A 22,280-nucleotide genomic window follows, 5' to 3' on the forward strand; every position below is an offset into this window, starting at 1 on the left:
TAGATAGGTTTAAGGGTAAAACCCGTTCATTGATTAGGATGGTCGATTAACCATTCCAGCCATACTGATTGCATCCATCCACATTCACCACTGTCATCCTTCCCAAAATTCGCTCGGCGTTCCGACAACTGGCCGACGAGAAGCACCGTCGTGACAGCGACATTCCAGAAACAGGCACGCAACATTTCGATATTCATTCCAGGCATTGCCTGCGCCCGGCATGTTTCGAAATATCAATGCGATGATGGCTGCAAGCTGGATAACGGGGTCGCCGCATTCACCTCCCTGCCAATTGATAGCCTGACTACCGAGCATGATCAGGCTTTGATCGAAATCACTGTGCCGCAGCCAGTCTGCGAAGCATTGGTTCAACTATAAGCGAAAACATCTTCGGATCGCTGTGGGCCCTCGCTGACAACATCCCTCCGTGAACGGTAGCAGCAAAGGCTTCTGCCTCGATGTCAGGGGAGTCGATCAAGCGAATGCGGCCCTGTCTTGCGCCGCGTGTGAGGACTGATGTCAACCATCTCGATAACGATCTGAAATAGTTTTGAATCTCAGAAGCAAGTTCCTGTGGCAATACAGGAATTTCGCTTGCCAGAAGCGCCCCTACACAGAATGGCGCACTCCCGTCTGTGATACACGCACTCCAGTATTGAGTATAAGCCTGCAGTTGCTCTAGCGGATCATCGACTTTGCTCTCGAGATTGGCAAAACCTGCTTCTGTATCTTCACGATGCCGCACGATTAGTGCCTTTACCAGATCGACCTTGCTCGGGAAGTGATGATGGATACTGGCCTTGCGAATGCCTACGACGCTGGCGATATCCGCGTAGCTGAATCCATTATACCCACCCGACATGATCAAGGTTTTGGCGCAAGCGAGAATATCATCGGAAGTGGTGGACAAATTGCTCATACTCAGTACCTACCTTCCAATAGGTTGAATGTCAAGATAGATCAAAGTGAAGAGATTTGTCACACGGTCGAATTTTACCTCATGCAGAACCCGATCCCGTCGACACAGTTCATATGTTGCAACAGCCGGGGCAAACGGCACGAAATGGATCGGCTCTGGACTTCGCAAACAGGTTAGTGCCGGAGGTCTTGTCCGCGGTCGAGTTTCTGGCTCTGACGTATCGCTGCAATTTCCTGGGCCCTGGCGGCCGAAACTGTTTGCTGCAAAATCTTCAACTTGTCCTGAAGCGCCTCGAAGACGGAACGTTGTGCGGGAGGCACGCGACTGACGTTGTCACTGTCGCCGCGCAGGATTGCGTTGCGCCCGAACCTGAGATCAAGGGCGCGGCTGACGCTGATAAACTCCCGACGAATATGCGGTTCGAGCGAACTGACGAGGGCATCAAGCCGTGCGGTCTTCTTTTGCATCGCAGTTGTGATGCGACGGAGCTCTTCGCCGGCCTCTTCTGACAATCCTGGAATGGCGGTTGCCATCTGCTGACGCTCTGCGGCGACTGCTGTTGTTGCAGCCTTCAGGGCTGAGGCCCAGCCCGATCCCAGCGAGCGGACACTTGCCTGCACATCCGGCACGGCTTCCAGTGCTGTCATTCGCTCGCGGCCAACGGCCAGAAGCCTGTCCCTCAGCCGACCGGAGCCGCGCAGGGCGCCATAGGCCGCAGGATCATTGGCAATGGCTGCCGCAATCCGATCACCGGCAATGCCTTTCCGGATCAGTGCCTCGATCGTATCGACGGCACTGGCGGGTTCACGCCAGAGATGAGAGGCCGTTTTGGCAAGTGCTGTTCGGTTATGGCGGTAGTGGGCTGCCGCGGATGCCCTCGCGCGCGCCTCCACGTCAACCGGGGTTGTAAACTCTGTCACGGCGGCAAGCAGCGGCGGTATGTTGCAGGCTTTCGAACCCTGCCCGATATTGTCAGTCGGCCGGGTCCGGGACGAACCCGGAGAATTTCGATCCACGGATATCGGAGCTGTCGGATTCTGTATGGGGAATCTTCCGGATTGCCTCTCATGATAAGACATCCTGCGTTCCCGATCGATTGCCAAACCGAGCGCCGCACCTGCCCTCTCCCGGAGATTTGCCACCTGCTGGCGCTTTTGTGCCAGCCACGCCAGCTGGCGTCTTGCTCCTGCCCCTGTGCCAGCGACAATCCCGGCAAGTGTTTCAATGCCACGCCTGCGGGCAAAGTCCCGGACATGTGCCTGGTAGCCAGCCTCGCCAGCAAAATCCAGCGTCGTGGTTTTGGCGCCCGAACGCCCGAGGCGCCTGGCCAGTTGCCGGAACAATTCCGGTGTGTGGCTTTCCCCTTCAATGCTTTTGCGGCGGACATCTGTGGTTTCATGCAGCCTGGCCGTCCAGACATTGCGTTCAACCGTGCGTTCCTCAAAGCGCCTTTTGCTCTCCTGTGCATCAGGGACTGCAATTTTTACCTTCACGGTCTCGACGCCATCCTTGCGAAGCGTGACCGTATCCCCTTTTGAAGCTCCCGCCGCCGACAGGGCTGCCGGCAGACTGACACCCCAGAGGCGATGGACCCTCCCGCCCTCAACCTTCACATCGGCATAGGGCGTATCATTCGTATCCTCATCCCCGGGCCGGAATTTTGTCACCCCGGTTTCGACCAGTTCGCCGGTGATCCCCTTCGCATGGTCAATACGGGATCTGTCCTCGCGTTCGGGCCCGGGCCTGAAGTCCTCGCGCGCAGCATAAAGATCAGCCCTGTGACGATGACGGGTCATGGACACATAGGTCAGGTGCCTGTCCATCATGCCGCTGGCAAGCACAAAGGTCCGGTCGACAGTCGCGCCCTGCGACTTGTGGATTGTCACCGCATAGCCGTGATCGATGTTGCGGTAGCTGTCCTCGCTCAGAACAATCTCGCTGCCGCTGTCGAGCCGGACAGAAAGCAGCGGAGCGCGGAGCGCGTTGCCGGTCGAGACCACCGTGCCGAACATGCCGTTCCTGACATATTGCGGACTGTTCCCTCTTGCACGCGGTACAAGGAAACGGGCGTTCTCGAGGAAGATAATCCGGTCGCCTGCCGCAAACTCCCGCATGCCCCGCTCTGTCCGGAAGCTGCGCGCGGCACCGAGCGCTCCCTCCTCCCGCATCACCTTGCGCAAGGCTTCATTCAGCCTGTGGACATCCCTGTTGGTGTGCGCCAGCACCAGCAACGCATCACCCCGTAGCCGGCCGCCACCGTTTAGCGCTGCGATCCCCGTCCCTGGCCGCACGCCCCGTCCCGGCTGTGATGGCATGATCAGTTTCCGCCGCGCATCGGCCCAGTCCCTGACCAGACGGCTGACCAGTTCATCCCGGGTTTCCACCTCGACCAGATGCCCGCGTCTGGCGTAGATCTCCAGTCCGCCCGCGGTGTCCCCGCGAGCGAGGCGACTTGAGGCATCGCGGGCCCATTGGTCCTGTTGGCGACGCACACCGGCAAGTTCGGCAGAACCGATCCGTTCCGCTATTGCCCGGAAAGCCGCACCGGCCCCGATCGGCTGAAGCTGCATGGCATCGCCGACCAGAACAACCTTTGCGCCAGCCTTTTCTGCGGCATCCAGCACACGTGCCATTTGCAACGAGGAGACCATGCCTGCCTCGTCAATGACGAGGACGTCACCGCGCATCAGCTGGTCGCGCCTATTATTCCAGGCATGCTCCCACGCGGCAAGCGTTCGCGACCTGATACCGGAACTCTCCTCCAGCCCCTCGGCAGCCTTGCCGGAAAGTGCCGCGCCAAGGACACGGTGATGCCCGCTCTCCCAGGCAAGGCGCGCAGCTGCAAGCAATGTCGACTTGCCCGTACCGGCAAGACCGACGACAGCAGCGATACCGCTGTCGCCCGTCACATGCCGAATGGCTTCAATCTGCTCAAGATCCAGCCTGAACGGCTTCAGCGGATTGTCCCCTTCGACGAAACGCACTGCGCCTGCGCGTCCTGCGTCCGAAATCCCGAACCCCTTCCTCCCCGACAGGGTATCGGCTGAACGCATCATGTCATGTTCGGTGCGCAGGATCTGGCTGGTGGTGAAGATTGCCGGTTCCCTTGTCTCGCCAGTCACCCGGCCATTCACACGACCAGTCATCGGGCCAGTCATCCGGCCAGTCATCGGGCCGGCCTGCTGCGGGTTCAGGAGCACCAGATCGGGAGAGGCCATCAGTCGTGCACGGATATTGGCAAAGTCTGCCGGATCATCGACGTAGCGGTGTATGACCCTTGCGATATCCTTCTCGTCAAAGGTGGAGCGTTCATTGCCAAGCTGCCTGAGGAGAGGCCCCGGATCGGCAAGCAGCCGGGCGGTCATTTTCTGCCGGCGTGCCAGGTCGGCGGGTGCAAAATACATCTCGGCGCCCTTGCGCATCATCGCCGACTTTCCGGGTCCCAGATGCCGCTGGGCAATCCCCTCAAGTCCCTGTTCGGCATGGGAACGACCGTCAAGGCGGATGTCACGGCCAGCGAGCGCCAGATACCGGCTGGCTGTTTGCGCCCAGGCGATCTTCCACGCCTTCATCATATCCCTGTTACCCGCCCAGACTGTGTAGACGATCCTGCCCTTCGGCTGGTCCCCTGCCGCCACACGCAGTGGCTTTCCGTCATCGCCGGGGACAGGCATGACCTTGAGGCCGAACCCTTGCGCTGTCAGGGGCCTGAGCGTTGTCAGCACATGTACATGCGGATTGCCGTCCCTGTCGTGATAAACCCAGTCGGCGATCATGCCCCTTGCGGTCAGCTGGTCTCTCACGAACTCACGCACCAGGGCGATGTTTTCCTTAAGCGTCAGTTCCTCCGGCAGAGCTATAATCAGTTCACGGGCAAACTGTGCGTTCACACGCGTCTCAAATGCGTCAACCGCATTCCACAGTGTCTCGCTTGCCGCAGCGACAGTCTTGCCTTCGATTGCTGACCTCAGCCACGCTGGAATATCTTCCGGCAACGCCAGTTCTTCATGGACCAAATCATCGTCGCCGCCGCGATAGTTAAACAAGGTTCCGGTCTGTTCGTCTCTCATCCGGGTGCGGTGCCGATAGGCGGCAGCCGAGATGATGTTGCGTCCTGCTCCCCTGCTGATCATCTGCGCCCGCACGAACATGATTGCCACAATGTTCTCCTGACCGTCAGTCAATACGTGTAAAAGCCCATGATTACCCGGGCAGCTGACTCGGCACTTCTCCGTCCCCCTTCACGAGTTGCACCGTTTCATCCAGGGGCTTGAATATGAAAACATATTTAACTATCTTTTTTAAATCAGTCAAATTTACAATCTCTACCGCCTCGAACAGAGAGGCCCACAAAATGCGCAGTGATTTTCCGGATAGAATATTAGACGCGAAATTGAAGACTGCCGCATGAACATAAAAAACTATGAACACTAAAATTAGCTCACCGTATGAAACGGCCCGCACGACGGCTGGTCAGGTGAACCCCGTGGTCCAGACGGAAAGGATGTTTGAACGAACGACGCGTCTTCTTGCAAGACCTACAAGAGCAACGTTTACGGTAAGGCTTTTTTGTCCCTTGAAGAGCCTACTGGCAACACCGGAGCAACGGCGAATGTCCAGCAAGAAAATTGATCGGAAGACAGATCCGCGGAGCAAACGCCTGCTGGGGGCAATTGTCGTGCGGGCAGGCTTGTCGAGTGTCGACCGGGCATTCCTATTAGGAGGACTGCTGGAAATGGCAAAACTCTCACCCGGAACGCCCGAGTACCGTCGTTTGCGCGATATTGGCGAGATTGCCTTCCGGACCGAAGTGTCACGAGAATATCTCAACCCGTTTCCTGGAGACCGTAATTGATGGGCAGATCGATACCACTCCCAGGTCTGCTTTTCGCTTTGGTGCCAGTCGTTCTTTACGGCTTTACCTTTTACGTAGCGGATTGGTTTTGGACCGAACTGGCCGCAGGCCTGTCAGGAAAGCTCCAATACTGGTTTATGCGTGCTGCGCCTGCACCAGTGCTTCTATTGGGGCCGCTTGTTGCACTGATGACGGTTTACGTTTTACCACTGCACCGGCGCCGACCGGTCGCCATGGTCAGCCTGATTTGCTTTCTGCCTGTTGTGGGTATCTACACACTGCGCGAGATCAACCGCCTCTCGCCCTTCGTTGAAAGCGGAGCTCTACAATGGGATCAGGCATTATCTTTCCTTGATATGGTAAGCGTAGTTTGCGCCGCAATTGGTTTCATTGTTTCAGCAGTGTCTGTGCGCATCTCAAGCGTTGTGCCCGAAACGGTAAAGCGCGCCCGCTGCGGAATCTTCGGAGATGCAGATTGGTTACCGATGTCGGCGGCGGCACAGCTCTTTCCTGCTGACGGCGAAATCGTTGTTGGCGAGCGCTATCGCGTCGACAAGGAACCTATCCATGCATTGCCGTTCAATCCAGTCGATCCGTCTACCTGGGGACGCGGTGGAAAAGCTCCACTCCTGACTTACAATCAGAATTTTGATTCAACCCATATGCTGTTTTTTGCGGGATCAGGCGGATTTAAAACGACCAGTAATGTCATACCAACTGCACTTGTCTATAGTGGTCCGATCATTTGCCTGGACCCATCATCGAGGTTGCATCGATGGTAATCGCGCATCGCCGCAAAAGGCTCGGGCGGGAGGTTTTGGTGCTCGACCCCACCAACCCGGTCAACGGTTTCAATGTTCTTGACGGAATTGAAACTTCACAGAAAAAAGAAGAAGACATCGTCAGCATCGCACATATGCTGCTGTCGGAAAGCGCTCGCCTTGAAAGTTCAACGGGGTCTTTTTTCCAGAGCCAGGCACACAATTTGCTGACAGGACTCCTGGCGCATGTAATGCTATCGCCAGAATTTTCCGGACGGCGCAATCTACACAGCCTGCGTCAAATCGTTTCCGAACCGGAGACATCGGTGCTTGCCATGCTGCGTGACGTTCAGGAAAATTCCGCCTCGACGTTTATTCGCGAGACGCTTGGTGTTTTCGTCAACATGACTGAGCAGACATTTTCAGGCGTGTACTCTACCGCATCGAAGGATACCCAGTGGCTATCCCTCGCAAATTACGCGTCCCTTGTCTGCGGAGACAGTTTTAAACCAGCACAGATAGCTGAAGGCGAAAAAGACGTATTTCTCAATATCCCCGCATCGATCCTTCGCTCCTACCCGGCAATCGGAAGAGTAATCATCGGCTCTTTAATCAATGCAATGATCGAGGCGGACGGCGCATTCCGGCGACGCGTTTTGTTCATGCTCGATGAAGTCGATCTGCTTGGCTACATGCGCATAATGGAAGAGGCACGTGATCGGGGACGCAAATACGGGATCAGCTTGATGCTGATGTACCAGTCCGTTGGCCAGTTGGAACGCCATTTTGGCAAAGATGGTGCAGTTTCATGGATCGATGGATGCGCATTCGTGAGCTACGCTGCGATCAAGGCGCTCGATACCGCGCGGAATGTGTCGGCGCAATGCGGGGAGATGACGGTAGAAGTGAAGAACAGATCACGCGCCACAGGATGGGACAAGAGCCAACTTTCTCGAAAGTCTGAAAGCATCAATCTCCAACGTCGACCGCTTATAATGCCGCATGAGGTTACTCAGTCAATGCGCAAGGATGAACAGATCATTATTGTACAGGGGCACCGCCCGATCCGCTGCGGTCGCGCTATTTATTTTCGACGCAAGGAAATGGACACGGCCGCCGCAGTCAACCGGTTCGTCAGATCCAGCAAATGACAATTCACCACGTTATTCGCCAAGCTGCCGTTAGCCTCGGTTGTTTTCGTCTAATGCAAGAGACCGTTTCGCCACATAGCTGCGCGTAAAAGCCTTTCCTACGGAACAACGACGCGTCGGCTTTGTGAGTTCAAAACCGGATGATTGAAGGGATGGGTGCCGCGTCTTCGGCGCAAAAGAAGAAGCGAAACGAATTCGGTTTGAATTCTCGTCTAAAGTGATTGGGAAGGATGCCGCTCTACCGCGAGAATGGATATGGCTTCGGCCAGCCCCGAACCCGCCACCGCACATTTTCGGGCATCGAACCGAGCAAACCTGTGATTGATGGTGGTTTGGTCTTTCGGCTCGCCTGAGGCGTCGAAGTTATCCAGCGAGCTGTAACGCCGATTTTCATTCGGCGAAGGTAAAGCCCTTCCCGCGAATTGCATGCAAAGGGAGCACGATCCCGGCTTTTTTGGCCCGCCGTCTGAGGCGACTCACGATGGTATCCAGGTGAGCATAGTTGAACTCATAAACATCTTCTCCGAGCGCACCGACCAGATCATGACGCTCAACTATTGCACCGCGCTCAATCAGCAAACGGCTCAAGATTCGTTGTTCGGATGTTGTTAGCCGGAGACGATGCCCGCGGCCGTCGGTAATGACCCAGCCGCTTTCCACGAGTGCCCACTCTGGAGACGGACATGACGAAACAATGACTGGTTTCTCCAGACGGTTATAGACCGCCATTACAGTGGCCGCGAGTTCCCGAAGATCCACTGGTTTGACTAAATATGCATCTGCACCTGATTCAAGGCCATTAATACGATCATCAACAGAACCGCGAGCTGTCACCATAATAATTCCGACTGATTGGGATGCTCTCAAATGCGCGGCCGCGGATAGCCCGTTTTCCCCCTTCAATCCGACGTCGAGAATAACGATGTCTGCCGGCTTGGCTGCATATGCTCGATAAAGAGCTGCAGCGGATTCGAACCCGTGAGTGTTCAAGCCCAGACTGGCTAAACCAAAGACCATTTCCTCGCGGAAGTCGTCATCATCATCGACCAGATATACAAGAGGGATACTGGCGGCTTCGTCTTTTCCACGTCTCTCGTCGAAATTGGGGCGATTTCGTAAGATATCTGACATTGTCAATCTCAAGTATTCATGACGTTACCGGGATCGGCAACTTTCTGGCATACAGGTCCGCGAGGACGAGCGGCTAAATCTTGCTCGCTGAACGCGAAATCTTGCCAATCCCCGTCGTATAGGAATGACGTCTTCGGTGCATTATCCAGATGTCTCACTTTTATGGCCCGGCGGTCTCATCCAGCTTGTTCTTTCAACGCCACTCCCGAATCTCAACAAATGTGCTCGAAGTTCCGGAACAAGCGGTTCAGACAACCGCTCGCGCCGCGCTTCACCGGGCATCAAACCGAAACGTTCACGGAAACTACGCGAGAAATGGCTAATGCTCGAAAATCCGTGTTCAAATGCGATTTTGGCAATCGATCGCGGAATCATGTCTGTTTGCGTGATCTCAAGAAAAGCTGCGTCGAGTCGGCGGTCTCTGATCACGCCCGCAATGCCACCGTCTTCCGCAAACGCACGATAGAGATGCGCACGTGAGACATTAAAACGACGAATAATCAAGTCCAGACTAAGTTCTGGATTATTGAGATTCCGATCGACAAAATCCAGAACCCGCTGACGTAAGGCAATACTTAAAGGGCGGAGTTCTTCATCTTCAACTGTACGCAAACCTCGTAATCCAGAGGCCAGAATCGTAACCAACGATTCCTGGACCGCGGCAATTTCGTCATTCGATAGATGTTCGCTCAGGCCATTCAGCCCCTCGAGGTAAGCAGTGATCAACTGCGTCATCGGAAGATGTGCCTGCAGTACTGCACCATGCAGATTTGCGTGCCCCGTCGCCTTTGCCAGAATTCCACGCGGTATAAGTGTTGACAGAGTGCCGCCCGCGCTCACGTCGCTCTGAAGAACTTGTGTTAGATCAAGGATACAGATATCCCCGACTCTTGCCGTCAGGCTGTTGTTCGCGACGTTGCCCCGGATTTCTCCTCCCTTTACAACCGCAACAAGGAATTGATCAAGGCCACTCCACGCAATTATGCGTCGATCACGATTATATCGCTGGGAGTTGAATATAACAGACGCAAAAGTGAACCCCGCTATCTCGCGAGACCTTATCGCCCCCTCCAGTCGATCACTTTCGCTTCCAGGGATCGGTGTCGTCTCATAAAACGGTCGGGAAGCCTCCCGCCAGAAATCATTCCTCAGGCGTTCCTCGACGAAATCAGTTGAAACAATAACATCCTGACCGGATTTAGCCTCACAGCAATTTCTCTTCATCGACATTTGTCACCTTGTCCTTCGATCCAACTGCGAGTCGAGGTGTTTACCAAAAAGCAATTATAACAAGCGTTTTGTTCTACATAATGCTTCGTTCCCAAACTCAATCCTGGATCGGCTCAGGCACAGGCCTCGTGCTGATTGAGGGCGCCGATAGCATTTCTATACGATCCCCACGGTTCAAAATGGTCCGAGCAAGAATCAGTTCACCGTCCTGTTTGCTTAATAGCCGGAGACGGTCGATATAAATTATATCAGTAATAGCTAATATTATTTACATTAATATTAATTTTCATCATTTTACAAAACAGTCTATTGATAGGATATCAGTATATCAATTATTGTGTTCTTCCGATGGAATGAGAAGCCGGGAGCCTGTTGCTCAGAAATTTCCCCGTATCTGGAGGTTAATGATGTCTAGATGGACAATAGCTGCAATGGTTTTGACTGGTGCGACGTTCACACCGCCCGTCGTCTTCGAAGCACACGCTCAAACGACAGTTGAGTGCCGATCCAGAGACTATAAATATGATGAATGCTATGCTGGCCCCTTGTCCAGACCCCAACTCATTCATCAGACATCGAGCACCTCTTGCATATTAAACCGCACGTGGGGATACAACCCGAAAAGCCGCTATATATGGGTCGCTCAAGGGTGTTCGGGTGTGTTTGCAGATGTCGGTGGCTATCATCACGGTCGTGGCGACGGGTTTGATCCGGGAGCACGCCAGTACGATCACCGAGGCCATGATGTCGGCGGGGTCGTAGCGGGCGCGGTACTGGGAGCGATTGTTGAAGGAATGTTGACGGATCATCCGAAGAAACACCATCACACGACGAGTAACCACCGTGATACGGACGACTATAATGGCTGTCACGGCATTGGATGCGATGTTGACCGACCCGATAACTCCGGTGAGATCGATACGACGCCCCAGTTTGACAGAAACGGGGAACCAAACTACGACACCCACGGCAACTACATCGGCTGCCATGGAGTTGGCTGTCTGGTTGATAGTCCAGATTAGTAAAAATCGTGCAGCCCGCCCTTCTGCCAATATTACGAGACCCAAGATGAATGTTCATGTTCGTGGACAGACTTCATATCACTATAAGTTTTTAATAATTCCCGATACTGGCACTCCAGCATTAAAAAATTCGTATGCGTTGTATCAATTTATACTTTTACCACTTTCCAATGGGAGAACTAAATGACAGGCCTGAAACCCAGACATTTACTGCTTGCGTTTGTACCCTTGGCGATTGCCGGATGCGTTACCGCAGATGAAGTATACCAGGACACCTGTACCTCCTTCGGTTTCAGGCCCGGAACCGATGCATTCGCAAACTGCATGATGGAACAGAGCGCACGCCACGATGAGGATGAACAACGCGCTCAAGATCGCATTTATGCTCAAGAACAGCGCGACCGTGAGCGCAAAAGGGAGCGTCGCCGCCGCGAGGAACGACAGATCGATACCAGGCCTCAGTTCGACAAAGACGGCAATCCAAACTTTGATACACAAGGGAATTACGTCGGTTGCCATGGGGTCGGATGTGAGGTCGACAATCCCGATAATCCGGCTGAAAGTGACAACTAGAAATCCGAACGGTATCGCCGCTTATGTCTAAAAGCTGTTTGACACGGGAAAAGGTCAAGATCAGGCCACCGCTGCGTCAAATATTATCGCCTATGACATTGGGTGTATCTGTAACGTGGCTGGCTATAGTGGCTTGCCTTGGCTGGTGGATTTCCCACCTTGCAGTTGCAGCCGAGACCAGGAATTTGGCTGCGAGTGCCGAGTATGAGGCACAGACAACTGCGCGCGTTGTTGACCGGCTGTTCACGGAGATGAACAGCGTCGCCAACATGGTTGCGAAGCAGAACCGGGTAATTGAACTTGCCTCTCGCTATCGCGTTGATCCACCGGGCTTCCCGGAACTAACGCGTGAGGAGCGGGCAGCTAAACTTACAAGCGACCCGCTCGTTCGCTTAGTTGGCGATTTCATGACGCGGCTATCCGACGATCTCCGGTATGCCCGTATCTATATGAACAACTTGTCCCACGACACGCTGACATCCAGCCAATGGGCGGATTCCTTTAACATAGTTGGCCAGATTTATACCGGCCGGGCATACCTGGTTGATGCATTACGCGACGGTAGCGGGCAATTGTTTGGTATAGCTCGCTTGAACCAGATGCCATCGTATTTTGTGACCAGCCGGATTGAGGACGCTGACGACCAGGCATTGGGCTCGGTAACGGTGCGGTTTGACGCACCGGTGATGGCACACTATCTGACAGGTCGACACATCGCATTGATCGTGAACCGCCAGGGACGAGTAACGACGGCGTCTTCTGCGACGTTCATGCTACGCAATGTAGCGGCGGTTCTGCCGCCGGAAACCCTGCAACCTTCGAACAGCGACGAGGGTCCGGGAGAGGCGGTGGCCGTGCACCAGATTGCGGACGTGGAAGGGGGCGACCAGTGGATGATCGACGGCCACCCCTATCTGGTACGGCGCCAACCGCTGGGCAACGCGCAGTACCAGTTGCTTACTCTGGCGTCCCTTGATCATTTGGGCACCATGCAGCGGCAACATCTCGTGGCCGCCGGAGTCGTTGCAGCCTTTGGCCTTGCGCTGATTGTGCTTTCTGGCCGTGTGGCCGGGCAGCGTACCGAACGTCGTCAACGAGAAGAACAGGATCGCATTCTGGCCATCTCGCAGGCGGCTGAACGCGAACTCACGATCAAGGTTCGCGAGAGGACGGCAGAGCTTGCGGAGAGTAATGCGTCGCTGAAAGCTGAGGTGAAGCGCCGCCGACTGCTTGAGTTGAAGCTAAAGCAATCCCTTGATTCCGTTAACGATGCTCTCGCACAACAACAGGACTTTGTAGCTTTCGTATCACACGAGTTCCGGGGTCCGTTAGGTGTAATCGCAGCTGCTGCTGACAATTTGCTCATTTCATTGGCCGATGGCACAGACAGTATAAAGTTGCGCATTGCCAAAATAAGTCGGACTGTTAAACGGATGGCGCTTTTGGTCGAGAACGTGCTGGCTGGCAATCGGATTAATGCCGGACAACCTCAATCCGGACAGGCGGACGTATTCGACCTTAACGAGATTATACGCACAGCCCGGATGGGGCTTGATGACGTCGCCGCGGATCGAATTGATTTTGTTCGCGGTGAGGAGGCACCAGTTAAAGGTGACCGTACTCTTATAGAGATCGTGCTGCACAACCTAATTCAAAATGCCCTGATATACTCGGACGTGAAATCCTCCGTGAAAGTGCAGCTGTCGACTGACAACGGCGTGGCGCTTGTTACTGTGACTGACCAGGGTAAAGGAGTCGCATCGGATGACCGCGAGCTTATATTCATGAAGTACTTCAGATCATCCGGCCAAAACACAACGGGCTTTGGCCTGGGCCTCTACATTTCTCGCGAGATCGCCCGGCAGAGCGGGGGCGACGTGACACTGACAGCCAGCGACGCTCACGGATCAACCTTTTGCCTCTCACTGCCCATCCACGGAGGAATAGGGGCTGGTCCCATATCCACAGCGGAATAACAAACGTTGCTGGACTGATCAGCCCGAACCGCATTTTTCCGAATTGCCACGTCTTTACTCCGGATGCACGTTCAAGACACGTTTTGTCAGACTTCCTTGGCCCAGAGCTTACAGGTTTTTAATCCATATTCCAGGTTTGCGTAGTTCCAAGCGGGATAAACTGACAGCTGACTCCGACGAAAGTCTCGGGGGGATGTAAACAGACCAAAGTCCACCTGCTCGAGACCCTGAATTGCCCGGCTCCGGAAGCAGCCGGCAAGCAGTTGCTCATGCCAGAACTAGAAATGGCGCCGCAATGACAGGAAGTGACAGTTTGTGCCAGTTTCTGCAATTGCCTTATGAGGACACGCTGTTAGACATATCGATTATAAGTATCTCATGGACGGTGATGAGTTTGCATTGAGCACTTCAAATACTCTCTATTTTGTTCTGGATACGGGCACGGCACTTTCAAAAGTTTCAAGAACAGTATCCGGGTATGGAAGTGATTTATTCATAGGTTTCCAGAAATCGACGGCCATCAACGCCGGATATATTATGTCGGCGCAAATTGCCTGCGCCGGGAAGCAAGTTAGATGTGGAAGGGGACATCGTTGAAATCAGGGCGACAAAAAAGCGGGAATAACGATCAGTATGAAGCGACCTGGCTTCGTGGAGGTCGTGTCGGCAAGTATAAGGGTATCGCTGGTGGCATAGCGCCTTGTGAAACAGGATTTATTCAGTCACTTACCGGCGTTTCAGTGCTGTCCGCGGCAGCATTTGCATCAATGTTCGGCTGGTCATCGCCATCATTGGCAGGCAACTGCGTTCCGTCGGGTTCTGATACCTGGAGCTGTTCGGGTGCCGCCTCGAGCACCGGTAGCGATGCTCCGGTGAGTATTTCTTCCCCTACACAGGCAACAGTTATCACGCAGCCAGGATTCGGTGTATCAACTGTTGGAGAAGCGATCAGGGTCGACGCAATCGGCGGGATAACCCTGACTGATGGAAATGCTTCATCTATCACGTCCTCTGGTGGTCAAGGCATTTTAGCGATCAACGATGGAACCGGATCGGTTGCCATCACCTCGAATGGCCGGATTACTGGAACCGAAGGTATATACGTCACCAATTACGGTACCGGCTCCACTACAGTCCTATCATCAGGCACGGTGACGGGGACATCCGGTGACGCTATCTACGCAAGCAACGACGTTAACGCGGCAGACCTGATCGTCAGTCAGACTGGCGGGACGATCTCTGGCGCGGACAACGGAATTCATACGGTCCATGGTGGCGTCGGCGCGACTGTAATCGGTGTCGCCAGTGAAGTGAATGGAGCAGGCGACAATGGTGTATGGGCGCTAAACTCATCCAGCGCAACGAACATTACCATTGCACAGGATGCGGATAGCACCATAACCGGTTACACGCATGGCATTCGCGCCGATAACTGGGGTACCGGCGCCGTGACGATCACGACAGCCGGAATTGTAAACCAGACCCAGACCGGCGCGACCAATAACGACACCTACGGTGTTTACGCCTACAATGATGTGTCAGCGACGGATATTAGCCTTATCCAGACGAGAGGATCGGTCTCCGGCAACTGGTTTGGCATGTACGCCAATAACCGCGGTACCGGAACAACGACGATCGTCAGTTCCGGAAACGTAACGGCAACCGTACGAGCCGGCCTTTATGCCTTTAACGCCAGCACAGCGAAGGACTTGATCATCCAGCAAACGTCCGGATCGGTCAAAGGTGGTACCTATGGTGTTTTCGCAGACAATGCGGGAACGGGTTCGACTGCAGTTACGTTGTCCGGCGACGTGACTGCTTCCGGTGACTACGGGGTCTATGCACGGAACAGCAGCAGCGCCACCGATCTGAGTGTAAAACAGACGGCAGGCTCCATTGCGGGTAAAACCGGTATCCTAGCCTGGAACAGGGGTGCGGGCGTATCATTCGTCAACGTCGTTGGCAAAATTAGTGGTGGGGCCGGTTCGGGCATCCAGACAATTGCAGCGAAAGGCGCAACAATCGACATTGCGGCTTCGGCAGCCCTGAACGCATCATCCGGGATTGCCATTCGTGATGGAGGTGTTGCGGGTAATCCGGTTGCATCAGATACGGTCGGCGGCAATGTCACAGTCAACAGCGCTGGCACTGTAACCGGCGACGCGATCCTCGGTCTCGGCAATGACACCTTTAATCTGGCTGGTGGAAGCTATACCGGTAATATTTATGGCGATGACAGGGACGACCCTCAGAGCAACGACGGTATCGCCAACCATGAAGGCAATGACACATTCAACTGGACAGGCGGCAAGCTCGCTGGCGGCTTCTACGGCCAGGATGGTTCCGATACCGCAACTGTGAGTGCCTCGACCTATGATGGTTCGCAGGTGCTGGACGGCGGCGATGACACCTCTGTTGCCGACGGCATGATCGATACACTTACGCTCGAGGGCGTGACCGCGACCACGAATGGCGGCAAGATTGCCAATTGGGAAGTCGTTAAACTGGACAGGGCCAATTTGTCGATCGATGACGGAGCATGGCATGTCGGCGAACCGGATGAAGGAACGACCGGTGTGTTCCTGAATAACGGTTCTACACTCGACGGCATGGCGTCGCTCGACTTCGACGGCAATATGACGATTGCTTCGACCTCCACTTTTGTCGGTACCGGCGACGGAGCCGGAGTTTACTCGTTTAGCGGCGATGTAACCAATGCCGGAACCATCACCACGGTCGATGATGCCGTCGGCGATGTTGTGATGGTCGGTGGCAACTACAACGGCAATGGCGGACAGATGCTGTTCGATGTTGCGCTCGGCGACGACAGCTCCAAGACAGATATGATCATCGTCAATGGTGATACATCGGGCACGACAAATGTTGGCGTCAACAATGTCGGTGGAACCGGTGCGAAGACCAACGAAGGTATCCGAATCATTGAAGTGAACGGCGCGTCCAATGGATCGTTTTCGCTCATTGGCGATTACACGGTAGGTGGCAAGCAGGCAGTGGTTGCAGGCGCTTACGCCTATCAACTCTATCAGGGTGGCACTTCAACCCCGACTGATGGCAACTGGTATTTGCGTTCCCAATTGACAGATCCATCAAATCCGTCAACAACGCCGACGGCTCCACTTTATCAGGCTGGCGTGCCTACTTATGAAGCCTACCCGCAAGCATTGCTTGGCCTGAATGGCGTGCCTACCTTGCAACAGCGCGTTGGCAATCGCTTTTGGGCCGGTAATGGTAACAAGGTTGTTGCGCAGGGCGCTGACCCGGTCGGAATGCTTTATGCCGCTCCCGAAGAAACTGGCGTTGCAATTGAAGGCAACGGTGTATGGGGCCGCATCGAAGGCGCCCATACTAACATCGAACCGCGTTTCTCGACCTCTGGCACCGATTACGACCAGAACATCTTCAAACTTCAAGCCGGTATTGATGGACTGTTGACTGAAACGGAACGCGGAAAGCTGATAGGTGGAGTAACAATCCATTACGCCCATGGCAAAACCGACATAGATTCTGTTTACGGCGATGGGGAGATCCGTACGGACGGTTACGGTTTTGGCGGTACACTGACTTGGTATGGCGAAAACGGCTTCTATCTCGACGGTCAGGGACAGGTGACGTGGTACACGAGCGATCTGAACTCCCTGCTTGCCAATACAAACCTGACCGATGGCAATGACGGCTTCGGCTATACCCTCTCGCTGGAGGGTGGCAAGCGGATTGCCATTGACCCGGCATGGTCGCTTACCCCACAGGCTCAGCTGGTCTATTCGAACGTGGATTTTGACGCATTTACCGACTTTTTCGGTTCTCGTGTCAGCATTGATCGCGGCGAGAGCTTGCAGGGCCGTCTCGGCCTTACACTTGATCATGAAAACTCATGGCAAAATGACAAGGGCTTGCTTGACCGGACCCACGTCTACGGCATCGCCAATCTCTATTATGAGTTCCTCGAAGGAACGAGAGTTGATGTCCAGGGTGCGAGCTTTGCCAGCCGCAACGATCGCGTTTGGGGCGGTCTGGGTATCGGCGGGACCTATAACTGGGATGATGACAAGTATTCGATCTATGGCGAGGGTCTTGTCAACACCAGTCTCAACAACTTCGGCGACAGCTATTCGGTCAAGGGGACAGTCGGCTTTCGTATGAAATGGTAAAATAGTCAGCGATGGCTGATATTGACGCCCGAACGTATTCAACATCAGCAATCGTGACAGACCGCTGTCAGTCCGCCCTCTTTTAACTGACAGCGGTCTCCCGATTTATTCAAGATAGCGTAGCCGGAAACAGCCTCCGGGTTGCCTGCAGATAAAAAAGAAGGAGTCGCGTTAATGGTTGATCATTCCATCAAAGGTAAAACCGTTCTTATAGCTGGCGGCGCGAAAAATCTTGGCGGACTCATTGCGAGGGATCTCGCCAAACACGGCGCCAGGGCAATTGCGATTCACTACAACAGCGCGACGAGTAAGGCCGACGCGGACGCTACGGTAGCCGCAGTGAAGGCATTGGGTGCCCAAGCAGTCGCCTTTCAGGCAAATCTCGTCACAGCAGGTGCAACCGAGACGTTGTTTGCCGACACCGTTGCAGCAATCGGCAAGCCGGATATCGCCATCAACACCGTCGGCAAGGTTTTGAAGAAGCCAATGGCTGAGATTTCGGAGGCCGAGTATGATGAGATGTCTGCAGTGAACGCCAAAGCCGCTTTTTTCTTCATCAAGGAAGCCGGCAGGCAAATCAATGACAATGGCAAAATCTGTACGCTTGTTACTTCTCTGCTTGGCGCCTACACGCCATTCTACTCCAGCTATGCAGGCACAAAAGCTCCGGTCGAACATTTCACGCGTGCAGCTTCAAAGGAGTTCGGAGAACGCGGTATTTCAGTGACCGCTATCGGACCTGGCCCGATGGATACACCGTTCTTCTATCCTGCTGAAGGCGCCGACGCGGTTGCCTATCACAAGACAGCAGCTGCATTGTCGAGTTTCTCCAAAACAGGACTGACAGATATTGGGGACATAGTTCCCTGGATACGCCTTCTGGTCTCCGAAGGCTGGTGGATGACCGGCCAGACCATTCTGGTCAATGGTGGCTACACGACCAAGTAGTTATGGCAACGGTAATTGGCATCATCTGGACAGTTCTGAGGATGTTTGACAGCAAAAGTTGGGACAGGAACATGAAACGATTAACGACAGCGGGTTTCCTTATCCTCGCAATAATGTATTCGTCGGCCGCATCCGCCGACCTGAAAGCGGCAGATCGCAGACTGAATAATCTCTATAGCCAGGTAGTCAACTCTCTGCCTGCCTCAAATCAAATGCAGCTCAAGGAGAGCCAGCGCAACTGGATCAAGTATCGCGATAGTGAGTGCCGATATCAGCAAGTAAATTATGCGATCATGGTTTCAGAAGCAGATTGCAAGGAACTTCTAACACGCCAAAGGGCTGACCTCCTTAACCAACAGCTAGGCTGGCTGAAAAAAATGGCCGACGAGGCTGACACCGATTCCTCGACAGAATGTAGACAGGAGATCGGCGCGAAGGCAGCAAATGTTCTTGTCAATCAATGCAAGGAGATCTCACCCGCAACGCACCCGCCGTGTAATGCAAGCAATTCGTGTGACATGATCAGGGATGAAATCAAGCGTGGCTGCAGCATGGTCGGAGACAAGAAGCCATCTTACTGCCAGTAAAAAAAACTTTCAATCCGTCTGCGAAGAGGTTCGATCTGCGAGGTCTTGCGAAACGGAGTGATGGAAACTGCTCCTTAACCGGTTCCTTCGAATAAAAGGAGAGAAAATCCGGAACCGGCTTTACTTACAATTGATCAGGACACCAATGGTGTGACGCACAATGATGCAGCCCGTTGGAACATCCTCATCATTTGACGTCGATACCATCTAACTGCATGTTAGGAAGGCCGCATCCCATGATCAATTCCGCACTGGAATGGTCCGTTCCATTATTGATTTTTTTTGCGGTTCTGGTCTGATTTTTGCTGGTCGGTTCGGTGTTCCGACCACCCGCTGGGGCACCGGCCTTTGCCTGCTTGCGGTCGGCTATGCTTTCATGCTTGTGCGGACTGCTTCATTCTCGGCAATTAAACCGATGTGGGAAGACACACTGATTCTGGTTGGTGTGGTCATTTGTTGTCGAGCATTTACAGAACGCTTTAAATCTGGAAACAGGCCAGTTCTGGATTGGTTCGTTGCAGGCTTATTTCTCTTCACAGCCGCTCTAGCACTCATACTCTACCAAAGCGTGCGGCTTGAGACATTGTCGATACTGGCAGGCACTGCATCGCTGATATTAATTTCTCTCTGGCGCGTAAGATCGCTGAATAAGACGGCTTCTGACAGAATATTTATAGCAACATTCATTATCATTGCTTCTTTAGTCCTGCTTCAATGTGCTTTTTACTTGCTATCGGACGACGTCGACCGCGCGGTTGGTTCGTTGAGTAATTCGTTCGCCGGGACGATGATTCAGTATACGGGACTTTTTGGCGGTGTCATGATGACCTTTGCGATTGTCGTCGCAGCAGGCGTAGATGCAATCCATCATTATCGTGAAATGGCTCACACCGACGCGCTCACCCAGGTTCGGAACCGAAGAGGAATGCAGGAATTTATAAGTTCGCGTCACCTAGACCAGGGAGGGCGCGAACCAACGACAATCGTCCTGGCGGATATTGATCACTTTAAAGCGGTGAATGATCGATTTGGCCATCATGCTGGCGATATGATTATAGCTGATTTCGCCCAGCTGTTACAAAAAATGGCGGGACGAGGAAGCTGCGTAGCTCGTTTGGGTGGTGAAGAATTTGCAGTTCTGTTACCTGGAACCTCTTTACATATCGCGGTCACGTTAATTGAGGCGTTGCGGCTGGAGTTCGCGTCACGAAAATGGCCCCATATATCTGCACATCTCCATCTGACCGCAAGTTTCGGGTTAACAATTCTCGAACAAGGTGAGCCTTTCAGTTCTGCAATCGTCCGCGCTGATGGAAATCTCTATAAAGCCAAGCAACAGGGACGAGACCGTCTCGTGGAGGACAGGGCAGCTTGAATATCAGAACTCATCTCGAGCTCCCTCTCGGCTGCAGACGATGGGAAAATCGGTAATCTCTTTGAACCGTCATCCATCCCCGACCGTTACGTAACCGCCCCCCTTTTTGTCGATACCACATCGACTCTGCTCTTCTCGTAGATGACAACTGGAAAATCGCCATCAAGCAATCTGCTTCTCCAGTATGAATTTCTGGACCGGCAGGATCTCTGTAGGCGCTCGATAACGCGTGAAAGGTATTGTTCAAGCGAAAAACGAGAAACTCCACTCTTGAATTTTGTCCTCGGCAATCGGGATCACCTGCAACCCACAAAGTTGGTCATTGCTACTCCTGTCATGTTCTTTGCCTAGATTCTTTTGTTCGGCTTCTGGTCAGCAATATGACCGTGCCCTATTCTTATTTTAGACTGCGATTCCGCACAATGTAAGAGGCGGCATTCATCTTATCAAATTATCTTATTCATTAGTTTTCATTATTTATATATATAATTTGCGAGAGGAGGACGAATGAACCGCATAAGTCACGATTTCGTAGCAACTCATGAAGTAAATTATATAGAGGAGTAGAAATATTAATTAACAGCCCCAAGTTGGACTCACAGAATGTATATGTCTATACATCTCGCATTCGCCCGTTCAAAGCGAAGTTCTCGGCAGTACCTTCTTTGTTGGTCGGAATGACCATTGGCGGACACGTACGCGGTACATGCTCTATTGGAGCCTCATTAGCACCGCTCGATCTGGCACCCGGTACAATTTTCTTTATACCGCCGAATACACCCTTCGAAGCACAGGTGGAATCCAGTGCCGAGATCATTAATGTCTATATCTCCGAACAATTATTCAAAAATATAGAGAAAGAGTTTCTAAGAGTAAGTGAAAATCTGTTAAGCCTCAGCTTTCGCTTCTCCGTTTCGGACTCATTTTTATCGCAGACAATGCTTTCGATAAAAGAGATCGTGGAAAGAGGAGGTACATTTGCCAGAATTGAACTGGAATACTTCGTCAGGGTGCTCACAGCGAGGCTGATTGTGAAGTATTCAAAACGATGTCCGGCGGAGCACGTTGGCGAAAGCGGCTTACCCCCAATGTTCTGCATCAAACGCTTGCTTATATAGATCAAAACCTTCATCGCCGCCTTACTGCACACGATTTATCGACGATGGCCGGACTGGGGTCGGCCCAGTTCGCCCGCTTATTTAAGCGATCAGCAAATATCACGCTTCATCAGTATATTATTTTGCGAAGAATCGAACGGGCCCGGATATTGCTTGAAGAAACCCGACTTCCTGTTGTCGAGATCGCACAAGAATGCGGGTTTGCTGACCAGGTGCATCTCACCCGTTTTTTTAGTCGTCTTGTTGGCACAAGTCCGGCTTCGTTCCGGCGCAAGGCACAAAGTCGCCTACCGGCCAAAGCACGTAGTTCGTGATGGAAGTCAATTTTATACAAGCAAGTCGATATCTGCATAGAAAATATCTAAAACATCCATTCTTCTTAAGGCGTAGGTCTGGCACGAAAGAACTGCGATCGGAAAAACGAAGAACAGGCAATATGGCACAAATGTAGTTTGGACAACCAGG

The 22,280-nt window shown here is 53.3% G+C and carries 15 protein-coding genes and 1 pseudogene; 11 read left to right on the forward strand and 5 right to left on the reverse strand.

The genetic code is table 11. The annotated features are described in order from the left end of the window. Positions 1–26: 26 nt before the first annotated feature. The 3 genes from LJ361_RS09540 to traA all read right to left on the reverse strand — a co-directional run bounded on the left by LJ361_RS09540 (position 27) and on the right by traA (position 5,079). On the reverse strand, positions 27–197 hold the full coding sequence (locus LJ361_RS09540; protein WP_264813407.1) for a hypothetical protein: 171 nt from the start codon (positions 195–197) through the stop codon (positions 27–29). Positions 198–334: 137 nt separating this feature from the next. After that, the gene (locus tag LJ361_RS09545) at positions 335–919 is read right to left on the reverse strand and encodes a TetR/AcrR family transcriptional regulator (RefSeq protein ID WP_029928293.1); all 585 of its coding nucleotides are present in this window, start codon (positions 917–919) and stop codon (positions 335–337) included. A 173-nt stretch (positions 920–1,092) separates the two neighbouring features. Further along, a complete protein-coding gene (gene traA / locus LJ361_RS09550; protein ID WP_264813408.1) occupies positions 1,093–5,079 on the reverse strand; it encodes a Ti-type conjugative transfer relaxase TraA in 3,987 nt (1,328 codons plus the stop codon). A 452-nt stretch (positions 5,080–5,531) separates the two neighbouring features. Between traA and LJ361_RS09555 the strand changes: the two genes are divergently transcribed. Together LJ361_RS09555 and traG are read left to right on the forward strand one after the other, a co-directional pair. Beyond that, complete coding sequence (locus tag LJ361_RS09555) at positions 5,532–5,774, forward strand: conjugal transfer protein TraD (protein WP_105529364.1); 243 nt, start codon at positions 5,532–5,534, stop codon at positions 5,772–5,774. Continuing rightward, positions 5,774–7,686: pseudogene (traG, locus tag LJ361_RS09560) on the forward strand (Ti-type conjugative transfer system protein TraG). Before LJ361_RS09555 ends, traG begins: the two are co-directional and overlap by 1 nt. A gap of 390 nt (positions 7,687–8,076) precedes the next feature. Here the strand turns inward: traG and LJ361_RS09565 are convergent. Both LJ361_RS09565 and LJ361_RS09570 read right to left on the reverse strand, forming a co-directional pair. Continuing rightward, the gene (locus tag LJ361_RS09565; protein ID WP_105529366.1) at positions 8,077–8,817 is read right to left on the reverse strand and encodes a response regulator transcription factor; all 741 of its coding nucleotides are present in this window, start codon (positions 8,815–8,817) and stop codon (positions 8,077–8,079) included. Positions 8,818–8,958: 141 nt separating this feature from the next. Then, the gene (locus tag LJ361_RS09570) at positions 8,959–10,047 is read right to left on the reverse strand and encodes a helix-turn-helix domain-containing protein (RefSeq protein WP_105529367.1); all 1,089 of its coding nucleotides are present in this window, start codon (positions 10,045–10,047) and stop codon (positions 8,959–8,961) included. Positions 10,048–10,478: 431 nt separating this feature from the next. Here LJ361_RS09570 and LJ361_RS09575 point away from each other — a divergent pair, with 431 nt between their 5' ends. The 9 genes from LJ361_RS09575 to LJ361_RS09615 all read left to right on the forward strand — a co-directional run bounded on the left by LJ361_RS09575 (position 10,479) and on the right by LJ361_RS09615 (position 22,129). Continuing rightward, entirely contained in the window at positions 10,479–11,069 is a 591-nt protein-coding gene (locus LJ361_RS09575; protein ID WP_264813409.1) for a DUF3011 domain-containing protein, read from the forward strand. A gap of 183 nt (positions 11,070–11,252) precedes the next feature. Then, positions 11,253–11,642 (forward strand): hypothetical protein, encoded by a 390-nt coding sequence (locus LJ361_RS09580; RefSeq protein ID WP_105529369.1) that lies wholly within the window; start codon positions 11,253–11,255, stop codon positions 11,640–11,642. 185 nt (positions 11,643–11,827) lie between these two features. Then, the gene (locus tag LJ361_RS09585) at positions 11,828–13,618 is read left to right on the forward strand and encodes a sensor histidine kinase (RefSeq protein ID WP_264813411.1); all 1,791 of its coding nucleotides are present in this window, start codon (positions 11,828–11,830) and stop codon (positions 13,616–13,618) included. 767 nt (positions 13,619–14,385) lie between these two features. Continuing rightward, positions 14,386–17,787, forward strand: a complete 3,402-nt coding sequence (locus LJ361_RS09590; protein WP_413775054.1) for an autotransporter outer membrane beta-barrel domain-containing protein — start codon at positions 14,386–14,388, stop codon at positions 17,785–17,787. 174 nt (positions 17,788–17,961) lie between these two features. Beyond that, a complete protein-coding gene (locus tag LJ361_RS09595) occupies positions 17,962–18,735 on the forward strand; it encodes an SDR family oxidoreductase (RefSeq protein ID WP_105529371.1) in 774 nt (257 codons plus the stop codon). Positions 18,736–18,806: 71 nt separating this feature from the next. Continuing rightward, positions 18,807–19,322: a lysozyme inhibitor LprI family protein gene (locus LJ361_RS09600; RefSeq protein WP_226622652.1), complete on the forward strand. Its 516-nt coding sequence runs from the start codon at positions 18,807–18,809 to the stop codon at positions 19,320–19,322. 256 nt (positions 19,323–19,578) lie between these two features. Beyond that, complete coding sequence (locus LJ361_RS09605; protein WP_264813414.1) at positions 19,579–20,697, forward strand: GGDEF domain-containing protein; 1,119 nt, start codon at positions 19,579–19,581, stop codon at positions 20,695–20,697. 677 nt (positions 20,698–21,374) lie between these two features. After that, complete coding sequence (locus tag LJ361_RS09610; RefSeq protein ID WP_264813616.1) at positions 21,375–21,815, forward strand: AraC family ligand binding domain-containing protein; 441 nt, start codon at positions 21,375–21,377, stop codon at positions 21,813–21,815. 44 nt (positions 21,816–21,859) lie between these two features. Next, positions 21,860–22,129 carry a helix-turn-helix domain-containing protein gene (locus LJ361_RS09615; RefSeq protein ID WP_264813590.1) on the forward strand — a complete coding sequence of 90 codons (270 nt, stop codon included), beginning with the start codon at positions 21,860–21,862 and terminating at the stop codon, positions 22,127–22,129. The last annotated feature ends 151 nt before the right edge of the window (positions 22,130–22,280 follow it).

Origin of the sequence: Brucella sp. JSBI001, assembly GCF_026014005.1 — a bacterium.
Classification (GTDB): Bacteria; Pseudomonadota; Alphaproteobacteria; order Rhizobiales; family Rhizobiaceae; genus Brucella; species Brucella anthropi.

Excerpts from the sequence above, each read along its gene's own strand:
- LJ361_RS09570 (WP_105529367.1), bottom strand. The coding sequence starts at position 10,047 with ATGTCGATGAAGAGAAATTGCTGTGAGGCTAAATCCGGTCAGGATGTT.
- LJ361_RS09575 (WP_264813409.1), top strand. The coding sequence starts at position 10,479 with ATGGTTTTGACTGGTGCGACGTTCACACCGCCCGTCGTCTTCGAAGCA.
- LJ361_RS09615 (WP_264813590.1), top strand. The coding sequence starts at position 21,860 with ATGGCCGGACTGGGGTCGGCCCAGTTCGCCCGCTTATTTAAGCGATCA.
- LJ361_RS09555 (WP_105529364.1), top strand. The coding sequence starts at position 5,532 with ATGTCCAGCAAGAAAATTGATCGGAAGACAGATCCGCGGAGCAAACGC.
- LJ361_RS09605 (WP_264813414.1), top strand. The coding sequence starts at position 19,579 with ATGGTCCGTTCCATTATTGATTTTTTTTGCGGTTCTGGTCTGATTTTT.
- LJ361_RS09565 (WP_105529366.1), bottom strand. The coding sequence starts at position 8,817 with ATGTCAGATATCTTACGAAATCGCCCCAATTTCGACGAGAGACGTGGA.
- LJ361_RS09580 (WP_105529369.1), top strand. The coding sequence starts at position 11,253 with ATGACAGGCCTGAAACCCAGACATTTACTGCTTGCGTTTGTACCCTTG.
- LJ361_RS09545 (WP_029928293.1), bottom strand. The coding sequence starts at position 919 with ATGAGCAATTTGTCCACCACTTCCGATGATATTCTCGCTTGCGCCAAA.
- LJ361_RS09610 (WP_264813616.1), top strand. The coding sequence starts at position 21,375 with ATGACCATTGGCGGACACGTACGCGGTACATGCTCTATTGGAGCCTCA.
- LJ361_RS09600 (WP_226622652.1), top strand. The coding sequence starts at position 18,807 with ATGAAACGATTAACGACAGCGGGTTTCCTTATCCTCGCAATAATGTAT.
- LJ361_RS09590 (WP_413775054.1), top strand. The coding sequence starts at position 14,386 with ATGTTCGGCTGGTCATCGCCATCATTGGCAGGCAACTGCGTTCCGTCG.
- LJ361_RS09540 (WP_264813407.1), bottom strand. The coding sequence starts at position 197 with ATGAATATCGAAATGTTGCGTGCCTGTTTCTGGAATGTCGCTGTCACG.
- LJ361_RS09595 (WP_105529371.1), top strand. The coding sequence starts at position 17,962 with ATGGTTGATCATTCCATCAAAGGTAAAACCGTTCTTATAGCTGGCGGC.